Source organism: Pseudoalteromonas sp. NZS71_1, from assembly GCF_015864305.1.
Taxonomy (GTDB): domain Bacteria; phylum Pseudomonadota; class Gammaproteobacteria; order Enterobacterales; family Alteromonadaceae; genus Pseudoalteromonas; species Pseudoalteromonas arctica.
In genome coordinates this window covers 73,965-85,246 of the sequence record NZ_JADYXM010000018.1, presented here as the reverse complement: position 1 = coordinate 85,246, position 11,282 = coordinate 73,965, and the positions used below count along the sequence as shown (strand labels likewise).

The 11,282-nt window shown below is 39.5% G+C and carries 10 protein-coding genes and 4 tRNA genes; 4 read left to right on the top strand and 10 right to left on the bottom strand.

The annotated features are described in order from the left end of the window. The 8 genes from I6F43_RS18495 to murB form a co-directional block, all read right to left on the bottom strand. The coding region (locus I6F43_RS18495) for a GTP-binding protein (RefSeq protein WP_021031985.1) at positions 1-121 on the bottom strand (121 nt) is incomplete at its 3' end. Between the two features lie 128 nt (positions 122-249). Then, positions 250-325 (bottom strand) — tRNA-Thr (locus I6F43_RS18490). A gap of 11 nt (positions 326-336) precedes the next feature. Continuing rightward, a tRNA-Gly gene (locus tag I6F43_RS18485) sits at positions 337-411 on the bottom strand. A gap of 44 nt (positions 412-455) precedes the next feature. Further along, a tRNA-Tyr gene (locus I6F43_RS18480) sits at positions 456-540 on the bottom strand. Positions 541-580: 40 nt separating this feature from the next. Next, positions 581-656 (bottom strand) — tRNA-Thr (locus I6F43_RS18475). A 126-nt stretch (positions 657-782) separates the two neighbouring features. After that, the gene (locus tag I6F43_RS18470; protein ID WP_197103502.1) at positions 783-1,493 is read right to left on the bottom strand and encodes a type III pantothenate kinase; all 711 of its coding nucleotides are present in this window, start codon (positions 1,491-1,493) and stop codon (positions 783-785) included. Beyond that, positions 1,490-2,482, bottom strand: a complete 993-nt coding sequence (gene birA, locus I6F43_RS18465; RefSeq protein WP_197103500.1) for a bifunctional biotin--[acetyl-CoA-carboxylase] ligase/biotin operon repressor BirA — start codon at positions 2,480-2,482, stop codon at positions 1,490-1,492. Before birA ends, I6F43_RS18470 begins: the two co-directional genes overlap by 4 nt. Beyond that, positions 2,479-3,489, bottom strand: coding sequence for a UDP-N-acetylmuramate dehydrogenase (gene murB / locus I6F43_RS18460; protein ID WP_197103498.1), 1,011 nt, complete (start codon positions 3,487-3,489; stop codon positions 2,479-2,481). Before murB ends, birA begins: the two co-directional genes overlap by 4 nt. Before the next feature lie 143 nt (positions 3,490-3,632). Here murB and I6F43_RS18455 point away from each other — a divergent pair, with 143 nt between their 5' ends. Next, a complete protein-coding gene (locus I6F43_RS18455; protein WP_165723035.1) occupies positions 3,633-5,474 on the top strand; it encodes a M1 family metallopeptidase in 1,842 nt (613 codons plus the stop codon). A 59-nt stretch (positions 5,475-5,533) separates the two neighbouring features. Here I6F43_RS18455 and I6F43_RS18450 read toward each other — a convergent pair whose 3' ends face one another. Then, positions 5,534-6,133, bottom strand: coding sequence for a DUF2057 domain-containing protein (locus tag I6F43_RS18450; RefSeq protein ID WP_165726882.1), 600 nt, complete (start codon positions 6,131-6,133; stop codon positions 5,534-5,536). Positions 6,134-6,225: 92 nt separating this feature from the next. Here I6F43_RS18450 and I6F43_RS18445 point away from each other — a divergent pair, with 92 nt between their 5' ends. The 3 genes from I6F43_RS18445 to I6F43_RS18435 all read left to right on the top strand — a co-directional run bounded on the left by I6F43_RS18445 (position 6,226) and on the right by I6F43_RS18435 (position 9,795). Continuing rightward, positions 6,226-6,594 (top strand): histidine triad nucleotide-binding protein, encoded by a 369-nt coding sequence (locus I6F43_RS18445; protein WP_007579887.1) that lies wholly within the window; start codon positions 6,226-6,228, stop codon positions 6,592-6,594. Between the two features lie 220 nt (positions 6,595-6,814). Next, the gene (locus I6F43_RS18440; protein ID WP_004334929.1) at positions 6,815-7,471 is read left to right on the top strand and encodes a helix-turn-helix transcriptional regulator; all 657 of its coding nucleotides are present in this window, start codon (positions 6,815-6,817) and stop codon (positions 7,469-7,471) included. A gap of 167 nt (positions 7,472-7,638) precedes the next feature. After that, complete coding sequence (locus I6F43_RS18435; protein WP_024589456.1) at positions 7,639-9,795, top strand: response regulator; 2,157 nt, start codon at positions 7,639-7,641, stop codon at positions 9,793-9,795. Between the two features lie 29 nt (positions 9,796-9,824). Here the strand turns inward: I6F43_RS18435 and I6F43_RS18430 are convergent, their stop codons facing one another. After that, the gene (locus I6F43_RS18430) at positions 9,825-11,240 is read right to left on the bottom strand and encodes a mannose-1-phosphate guanylyltransferase/mannose-6-phosphate isomerase (protein ID WP_197103496.1); all 1,416 of its coding nucleotides are present in this window, start codon (positions 11,238-11,240) and stop codon (positions 9,825-9,827) included. Between the last annotated feature and the right edge of the window lie 42 nt (positions 11,241-11,282).

Sequence of the window (11,282 nt, the reverse complement as noted above, 5' to 3'; positions counted from 1 at the left end):
CGTATACTTTTGCAAGTACGTTAGTGATTGCTGCAGTTAGTGTAGTTTTACCGTGGTCAACGTGGCCGATTGTACCAACGTTTACGTGCGGTTTTACGCGTTCAAACTTTTCTTTTGCCATGACGGAACCTATCAGTTTTGTGTATCTAAATTACATATGAAAATAATCCACCAGAGGTAGATTAAGTTAATTTTTTCAAATAGTATTTTCTGACAGATAAAGGAAGTAATCAAGGAGATTCTTAGGACTGGTGCTGATAGGCAGAGTCGAACTGCCGACCTCACCCTTACCAAGGGTGCGCTCTACCAACTGAGCTATATCAGCAACACAAGAACTGGAGCGGGCAGCGGGAATCGAACCCGCATCATCAGCTTGGAAGGCTGAGGTAATAGCCATTATACGATGCCCGCATAAAAATCTGTTCTTAAACTACCTCTAACCGTCAAGAATAAAGTGGTGGAGGGAGCTGGATTCGAACCAGCGAAGGCTGAGCCGTCAGATTTACAGTCTGATCCCTTTGGCCGCTCGGGAACCCCTCCACGATAATTCTCTACTAATTCACTTCCGGTAAAAGGAAAGTGGTGCCGACTAACCGAGTCGAACGGTTGACCTACTGATTACAAGTCAGTTGCTCTACCAGCTGAGCTAAGTCGGCACTGCTTTAGTACGGGGCGAGATATTAGAGTAAGGTTTATTGGGATGCAACAATAAAATTAAAAAAAGTGTAAATTTTTAGTTTAAATGCTCAATATTCACGCGAAAACACGTTTTTTGCACTTTTTTATACTGTTTCGGTTAATTCGTACCAATAATTCAATCCCTTCATTACGAGCAATGAATCAAAAATACTTCCTGCAAATTGCTGCTGCAATAGTGAGCCATAGCCACCAGCAAAAATAATTTGTGTTGCTTGTTCTGTTTTTTGAGCCGTTAAATTCAGCTTAGCTTGCTCAATTGCCCCGATGGTTGCCACTAAGGCACCGTTTTTTAAACCATTTGGCGTGTTTTTACCCAATTCATTAGTAAACGGTGTTTTACCGTCATCAAAAACACGTTGGGTGTTTTGTGTAAGCGATGAGGTCATTAAATCAAGCCCGGGTAAAATCCAGCCACCTAAATGTAGGCCTTCACTATTGAGCACATCAATTGTTGTCGCAGTACCCGCATCAACAACAATACATCCTGTGTTTGGATATAACGTAAAGCCTGCAATAAGCGCAAGCCACCTGTCTATGCCTAAGTTACCCACATGCTCGTAAGCACATACAAGATCTCCAAGCGTTTTGGTTACCTTGGCCTCAAAGCAAGTAATATTATTGCTAGCCGCTTGCGCGAGAATATCGTTTAGTAAATCACTGCGCCCTACGCACGCATAAATCACTTCGGTTATTTGCAACCAAGGTAGGTTATTTATATCTGCTGGTTGTGCTTGCTCGTTATGCCACAGCACAGCTTTTAGTGATGTATTTCCTACGTCGATCAGTAATCTCATACTTGCGCCTTTCTGAGGGAGACTTCCCCACCGTAATAACTTTTTACTTCACCATCTTGGCGAATTCGTATTCCACCTTGTGGGTCAATACCTTCGCATATTCCACGCCAGCTTCGGTGCCCTGTATTTAGCTCAACATAATCGCCAGCAAACGCATTAAGCGAATTCCATTGCTCATACATATCTTGTAAGCCAGTTTGACGATACTGCACTAAACGCTGCTCTAAATGATAAGTAAGTGACGCCACCAGCTGGTTTTTATCAAGCCTTTGAGTATGTTGATTTAAGTCGGTCCACGCTTGGTCTATATGTTGGCTAAAACTCTCAGGCATTTGTAAATTAATACCTATACCAATCACTAACTGACAAGGTCCTTGCGGTTGCCCATCTAATTCAACCAATACACCTGCAAGTTTTTGTTTATTTATATAAATATCGTTAGGCCATTTAAGCTCTACGTCAATTTGATATAACGCTTTAATTGCATCATAAACAGCAAGGCCTACCGCAATTGATACACCCATTGCAGCTTGAAGCCCGTCATCTAAACGCCAAAAGTAACTGTAATACAGATTAGCGCCAAATGGGGATTGCCAAACACGGCCGCGTCGGCCGCGCCCTGCTTGCTGCATTTCAGCAACAATAACAGTACCAGACTCAAGCGCTGTTTTAGCCTGTATACGGCGCATAAGCTCGCTGTTGGTCGAATCAATAATAGGGTGTACTTCTACATCGGCAGTATTAGCACCTAGCGCTTTGTAGTGCTGATCAATTTGTGTTTTATTTAAAAGGCCCACCTGACTATTCAAACAGTAGCCTTTGCCAGTCACTTTAAAAATATCCAAGCCCATTTCTTGTAACGTTTTGATATGTTTACTCACCGCAGCTCGGCTAATTCCTAGCTTTTCACCCAAGCCTTGGCCAGATACAAAGCCCCCTTGGTTAAGTGCATTTAAAATAGCGAGTTTGTTTCCATCAGGTGCTTTCATTGCTCAGGCTCCGCGTTAATATGGCATTCGCTGCGCGCATCTATTAAACGTACCTCGTGTTCTAGCATAATGTTGTAACGTGTATAAACCACTTGCTGAATGTGTTTAATCATATTTATTAGGTCGATACCTTCACTATTTCCGTGATTAACAAGTACTAATGCTTGTTGTTGATGCACTTCTATACCGGCCTCGCGGTGCCCTTTTAAACCACTTTGATCGATTAGCCAACCTGCCGCGACCTTGTGATGACTTTGCCCATATTCGTAATGAGGTAAATCTGCAAATTGCTTTAATAGTTCAGCTAACTGCTGGTTGGTTATTATTGGATTTTTAAAAAAGCTACCCGCATTGGCAAGTGTATATGGGTTAGGTAATTTGCTATTGCGCGTTTTTATAACTTGATCGAATACTGCTTGCGGGGTGATGCTTGAGAGCTGCTGCAGGGGGCCATAACTTAATACTGGTTGCCATTTTTTTGGGAGCGCTAAATGCACTTGCGTGATCACCGCTTTATTTTTGAGAGCATTTTTAAATATTGAGTCTCTGTAAGCAAATTCACATTGCTCGTTATTTAGTGAGTGCATAGTTTTAGTAGTTATATCAAAGTACTCTACCAACTCAATAAATTTAGCTATCTCAACGCCATAAGCACCAATATTTTGTACCGGCGATGCACCCACAGTGCCCGGTATAAGTGCTAGATTTTCAAGCCCGGGTATCTTTTTCTCTAATAAATAACTGACTAGTTGATGCCAGTTTTCGCCTGCAGCAATACTTATTAGTGTGTCGCTCTCACGCTCGGTAATTTTAATACCTTTTAAGGCTATTTTTATAACCGTACCCATGTAGTCATTTAAAAATACGGTATTACTGCCCTCGCCTAGCAAACAAAACGGTGCACTAAAACTTTGCGTTTTAAGTTGCTCAAGCTGAGTAATTTCAACAAAATTTTGGCATTGGCTGTTTAATGCGAATGTATGTAAGGAGTGTAATGAATGCGCCACAAAGCTCTCTAAAAATACCGGTAACTAATCGCAATAGTTTACCTCATCGTCGCAAATGTGGCACTAGATTGTAAAAATCACTCAACCCACCGTGTCAATCGTGATATAAAACCAGCACTTTTTTATTTGTGTTCAGAGTAATGATGAAAATTAAACCTCTTTTTTTAAGCCTCGCTATGGCGGGTATGTGTTCGCAAGCAATGGCTAATGCGATTGACCAAAACTCGTATGCTAACCTTGATGATGTTGTTACTACTCACTTAAACCTTGATTTAGATGTCGACTTTGCCGACAAGCAGTTAGAAGGTTTTGTTGAGCATACTCTTCAGTGGAACAACAGCAAAAGTAGAACTCTCGTACTTGATACCCGCGACTTAGACATTGATAAAGTAATGTACAAAGACCAAAGTGGTAACTGGAAAAAGGCGACTTTTGATTTAGCTAAGCGAGATGACGTTAAAGGTTCAAAGCTTACTATTGTGTTTAAAAACCAAGCTGAAGTAGTTCGTATTTACTACAACAGTCGTCCAGAAGCATCTGGCCTGCAATGGTTAACACCAGAGCAAACGGCAAGTAAAACGCATCCATTTATGTACAGCCAATCGCAAGCAATTCATGCACGTAGTTGGATCCCAGTGCAAGATACACCCGCAATGCGTGTAACTTACTCTGCACGAATTCATACACCAAAAGATATACGTGCTGTAATGAGTGCCGACAACAAAGATGCACTTTATAAAGATGGCGACTACATTTTTGATATGCCACAAGCAATTTCACCTTACCTAATTGCTATTGGCGCAGGTAACTTAGAATTTAAAGCAATGTCGCATCAAACAGGCATATTTGCTGAACCGACAATTTTAGATGCCTCAGTTGCTGAATTTGACGACACCCAAGCCATGATCGACAAAACAAACGCGATGTACGGCGAATATGCATGGGGTCGCTACGACTTATTAATGCTACCACCAAGTTTTCCGTTTGGTGGCATGGAAAACCCACGCTTATCATTTATTACTCCAACGGTTGTTGCCGGTGATAAAAGCTTAGTTAACCTTATTGCCCATGAGCTTGCTCATTCTTGGTCAGGTAACTTAGTAACTAACGCAACGTGGGAAGATTTATGGTTAAACGAAGGTTTTACCTCGTACGTTGAAAACCGCATTATGGAAGAAGTATTTGGTCGTGACCGTGCGGTTATGGAACAAGCACTTGATTCAGCGTCTTTACGCGCACAAATTAAAACAATTGATGCACCAGATACACGCCTTAATTTAAAACTTAATGGCCGCGACCCAGACGATGCGTTTAGCTCAGTGCCTTACACTAAAGGTCAGTTATTTTTAATCTATCTAGAAAACAAATATGGCCGCGATAAGTTTGACCCGTTTGTAAAAGCGTACTTTAAAGAGTTTTCGTTTAAATCACTTACTACCGCGCAATTTGTTACTTACTTAAAAGCTAACTTAATTGAGAAGTACCCTGGTGTTGTAAGTATGGATAAAGTAAATGAATGGATTTTTGAGCCTGGCTTACCAAGTGATGCGCCAAACCCTACTTCTGATGCATTTGATAAAGTAGATACTGCAACAGCGGCATGGTTGAAAGGCGACACAACAGCAGCTCAACTACCAACGGCTGATTGGTCTGTGCATGAGTGGCTACACTTTTTAAATAACTTACCACGCGATTTAAGCATAGAGAAAATGAGCGAGCTTGATAGTGAATTTAACCTAACGCAATCAACTAACGCTGAACGTGCGTTTGCTTGGTTTATGCTAGCAGTAGGTAATGGTTATCAACCAATTTATCCTGCGCTTAATAAGCACTTATCAGGTATTGGCCGTCGTAAGTTAATTGTGCCGTTATATAAATCACTTATCACTAACGGTAAAAAAGACTGGGCACAAAGCGTGTACTTAAAAGCACGCCCTGGGTATCACCCTCTTGCGCAAGGTACTATTGACGCATTATTTGAATAAATAGCGTTAACTAGAAACTAAAAAGGGCCAAATTTGGCCCTTTTTGTTTTTCTGTTATTTTACTTTGTTACTTTTTCTAAAAAAGCTTTACGCTCTGTAGTTGTGGCTTGTTGCCACCAAAAATCAAGCATTTGCGGCGCACTTGGCATGCCTTTACCTGTAATTGGTGCTATCGGCTTTATTGGCTGACTAGGACGTGAAGGTCCTGCTGGCAATGTATTTTGCATTACCGGTTTATTGCTTGCTAGTTGCGTGTTAGAAATAACACTTAAAGGCTTAGCAACAGCGCTACTTTTTGCTTTTAAACTCACTTGAGGGGCTTCTGCAAACACTTTTGCAGATACTGCATTTTCAGCACGATTAAACACTAAGGTATAATCTTTACCTGCTTCAACAGTTACACTTACCCAAAATGGTTCCGACTCCACAACTTCATGCGTGTCATAATCATCTTCATATAAATCGGTGTACTTTAGCCTAAGCTGATAAGTTCCGGGGGCAAGCTCTACATCATCAATACGACTAAACAAAGAGCTTTCTAGCATTTTATCGCCCACTTGCAGTGGTACAAATTCTTCTGGAAAGTGAATATTCTCAGCATTAGCCGAAAAACTAAGTAGTAATGCAACTGCACTACTTATTAAAATTGGTTTAAGCATATTAACTCCTTTATTTGATTTCAGTTTGACACTGCTTTGAAAGTTTGTCATTAGTGAGCTTAAAATTCACAACACTTAATTAGGAACACACTATGAGCCAAGAAACTATTTTTACCAAAATCATTAATCGTGAAATCCCGGCAGATATTATTTACGAAGATGAAAACACTCTCGCATTTAAAGATATAAACCCACAAGCGCCATTTCATGTGTTAATTATCCCAAAAAAAGCAATTGCCACTATAAATGATATAAATCCTGAAAACTCACATTTAGTAGGCAACTTATACGTAGTTGCAGCTAAATTAGCTAAGCAACATAATTTTGCTGAGGACGGATACCGCGTAGTTATGAACTGTAACGAACATGGTGGGCAAACTGTTTATCACATACATTTACACATGCTTGGCGGTAAAGAAATGGGCTGGCCACCTTATCAAAATGTAAAAAAAGTAAAATAATTAAAAGTTTTCATTAAATTGTTCCACTCAATTAATTAGTTACAAATGTTATGATTTTTCATAGTTATAAAGAATAAATAGTTACTTATTTGCAACATTTTGTGTTTAAATAATCGTAATATCGTATTTGTTATTGAGTACATCAGCGATTTTCTAATACAAAAGGTGTGGAAGTCGTGGTAAACTTAGTCAGTCAGCTTTATAAAAGAGTATAAAAAACATGAGCAGTTCAGCCTTTTTGTTATTAGATCAAGAGCCAATTAACACTATTGGTATTAACGTTTTAGAACCTTTGTTAAAAACGCAAGGCCTTGACGTAACCACAGGTACTAATATTTTAGACATACCTGAAGGGACTCGACTTTTGTTTATTGAAACATCAAGCAAGGATGCATGGGGAAAACTAAAAGAACAACTAGTAAACCTACGTATTAAATGCGATATCATATTATTTAATTTAGACGAAAACCCTGAGCTTGCTAATCGTGCATTGTTAAGCGGTATTCGTGGCGTATTTTACACAACAGATAACGCCGATGTATTAATGAAAGGTATTCGCTTACTACTTGAAGATCAACTTTGGTACCGTCGCGATATTATGTGTAATGCATTAAATCGTATGCTGCAATTTAATAAAGATGCGCTGCATAAACTAACCGAAGGGGATATTGAGCCTGTTAAACTTACTAAGCGAGAAAAAGCAATAATCTCACTAATGAGTAAAGGTTCGAAGAATAAAGAAATCGCAGAAGATTTAAGTATCAGTCCACACACAGTTAAAACACATTTATACAGCGCATTTAGAAAAACCAAATGTCGTAACCGTATTGAACTTCTATCGTGGGCACAACAAAATATCCCTGATGAAATTCGTTAATCAAATATTTAGTTTAAATTTAAAAGCAGACACTTAGGTGTCTGTTTTTGTATGTGCTATATACTTATCTAATAACAATTAGCTTAATTAAGTAATCTGTTTTGAGGATTGGTATAAGTGTATACTTTTGATAACTTTAGTTTAATAGCTACTTTGCTGGAATATTAATGCTCGACTCCTTCACTCTTTATTTTGCCAGCATCGCCATCATGGTCGTAATGACCTTACTTAACTTTTTGACATGGCGAACAAACAAACAAATATCGGGCACGCTGCTATACATTTTCTATCCCATATTGCTATTAGGCTCTGTTATTGGCTTTACTCTTGTTGGTGATACACATAATTTAGTAATTATTAGCGCTGCCAGTAGCATGATGTTTGCCGCATCAATAGTGCACTGCCTTTCACTTAGTCAGTTTTTAAATTATCGCGGTATTGGTTTTAAATTACTCTGCTCAGTGACCGCTTTTTGCACTGTAATGCTTGGCTATTACACCTTTTTTGACCCATCTTTACACGAAAGAGTGATTGCATCCGATATACAACACATAGCAGAAGCCGGTTTTTTACTGTTTATATTTATTAAGTGTGCACGCAAACCCTATCCTAATGGCAGCATTGTATACATAACCATTTTAACGCTTGTTGCTTTAAGCTTTATTGGCCGCTCGTTATTTATGGATAACATTGAACAAAAAAATCTTTTAGTAAACGGCTGGTTTAGCTCATTATTATTTTTAAATGGCGTAATTGCTCCCATGTTTTATGCTGCAGGTATGGCGTTATTATGTAATGAGCGCAGAGAGCAGCACCTCAATAAATTAGCCGATAAAGCACAAAAAGATTTAGAAATACGCGGGCTCTTTTTATCAACTATAAGCCACGAAATTCGCACCCCGCTAAACGGTATTTTAGGCAGCGCCCAACTTGTTATGAACCAAACAAGTGATACCCGCAATAAAGCCTATTGCGAAGCGATTATAAATTCTGCCGAATCACTTAACTTATTGGTAGATAAGGTCCTTGATTACGCGAGCCTAGATCAAAGTGACGAAGCGCTTTACGAAGAAGATGTAGAGTTTAAAACATGGCTTAATAATTTATGCTTATTACTCAGTCCTCTCGCCGAGCAAAAGCAACTCAAGTTTGAACTAATATGTAATATTCCTGAGCAAGCCTGTTATTACTGCGACCAGCAAAAACTTAGGCAAATAATTATTAATTTAGTGGGTAATGCCATTAAGTTTACAGACCACGGAACCGTTAAAATTCAGGTTGATTTAGTATTAGAAAAACAACTTGAGCACACTATAAAAATTAGTGTCAAAGATTCAGGGCCAGGTATAGAAAATGATGAGATAGCCTACTTAACAGAACCTTATGTACAAAGTAGTGCAGGAAAAGAAAAAGGCGGAACCGGCCTTGGTTTAGCTATTACCAGTCGCCTGCTTGAAAAGCTCAGTAGCCGACTCGAAATAGCCAGCCAGCTTGGTACTGGTAGTGTATTTAGCTTTACCGTTACTTTTACTTTAGGTGAATTAAGCCTTGTAGAGCAGCGCCATCAAACTAAAGATTACTTAACAGGTCTTGATGTACTACTGGTTGAAGATTTAGATTTAAATCAAAAAATTGCTATAGAATTTATGGCCGACGATGAGCACAAAATTAAGCTCGCAAAAGATGGGAAAAGCGCCATAGAGCTCATGCAAGCTCACCACTTCGATGTTGTTTTGCTTGATATGAACCTACCTGATTTAACAGGCCAAGAAGTACTTAAACGTCTAAAACGCATTGATCATAAAAATCAACGAACTCCAGTACTCGCATTTACTGCAAGCCTTAGCCCTGACGAAGTAAAAGAATATTTAGAATTAGGAATAAAAGACATTGTAGGCAAGCCTATTAAGCACGAAAAGCTTCGCCAAGCACTTAGCGACTCTCAATCTAATCAAACTGCGAGTATTGCAGTAGAGCTTATTGATACGTTGTATGACAAAACAGCGGCCGAAACACTCACCAGCTCGTTTAGTGAAGATGAAGTATCGTCGATTTATAATGAGTTTGTGCTTTCGGCGCGTAACAAGCTAATTCGCTGTCAAAAGCTTATTGATCAACAACCAGAGCAATGCATTAAGCTTTTACATCGCCAAGCAAGTACCGCTCTGCAACTTGGTTTTAATCGCTATGGTATTGAGCTTAAAAAAATAGAGCGCCGTTTACTCGATAAAAAGCCACATAACGACATGCTTGATGAAGCGCTAGATCTGTGGCAACGCAGCTTAGAGCAATATTTAAAGTTTGTGCGTGGGCAGTTAGAGTAATAGTGAATTAGCTTTAAAATAGCTAATTATTAGCCTCTTCCATATTTATCATCAAATCGCTCTATATCGCTTTCATCAAGTACAGCACCGGTTTGCACTTCAATGACAATTAACGGCTCTTTTTGATTATTAGCCAAGCTATGAATTTGTTTTGCGGCGATATAACACGATTGGTCGTGCGTTAGCGAATACGCTTGCTCATCAATACACACATCTGCAATACCCGAAACCACAACCCAATGTTCAGCACGATGCTGATGGCGCTGCGTCGAAAGCTTAGCACCGCTGTTAACAGTAATTTTCTTAACTTTAAAGCCAATGCCTTCAACCAAAGTACGGTAATTCCCCCACGGGCGAAAAACCACTTGATGATGATTAAGTTTATCAGCCTGTGTTGTAGCAATTTTCTTAAGCAACAAAGGCAGAGAATCTAGCTCATTTTGGTTTGCAATTAACGTGGCATCATGAGTATGAATAATTGCTAAATTGCTTACTCCAAGCATGGCAATAGTGTGTTCAGCCTCGTTAATAACTAAGTTATTAGTGCTTTTTTGAGCCATATAATTAGCATTTAAACTATTACCGTTTTCATCTTTTTTTGTAAGCGCATCAAGGGATGAAAAACTACCTACATCACTCCATTTTAAATCAACAGGCATAACAACTACGTTATTACTGCGCTCTAAAATGGCGTAATCAATTGAATCGCTTGGGCAGTGTTCAAGCGCACTGTTGCTTGGGCGGGTAAACCCTAAATCTTTAGTAAATTGTGCTGCTGCAGCGACACTCGTTGCTATTTTTGGCGCAAACCGCTCGAGCTCTTTTAAATAGGTCGCTGGGGTAAATAAAAACATCCCGCTATTCCAGCTATAACCACCTTGAGCTAAATAACGGTTCGCTGTATCTAAGTCAGGCTTTTCTTTAAATTGAGCAATATCGTAACAACCCGTTCCAGCAATAGCCGCGCCTTGTTTTATATAACCATAACCAGTATGCGGCTCTGTAGGAGTAATCGAAAACGTAACTAGCTTTCCTTGCTCAGCAAGTTTTACAGCTTCAGGGAGCTTAGCCGTTAATACATCAAAGTTTTCAATATGATGATCGGCAGGCATCACTAATAGCGGACCGGTAATCCCATTTTGCAGTGCATAGTGGGCGGCTAATGCGATGGCAGGCGCGGTATTTTTACCTTTGGGTTCGAGTAATAATGCAGTAGGAATTGAGCTTTCAGCTTGCTCGGCGGCAATAAATCTGTGCTGTTCGTTACACACTAAAATAGCATTATCAAACAACTCATTAGAAACACGCGCCAATGTACTTTGCAGCAATGACGTGTTTTCATTTAGTAGTGGTAAAAATTGTTTAGGCATTGCTTGGCGAGAAAGCGGCCACAAGCGAGAGCCTATGCCACCTGCTAAAATTACAGGAGTGATTAAAGTGTTCATTACGAAATTTGCCGCCAACAAAAAATATCAGCGGCTATTTTA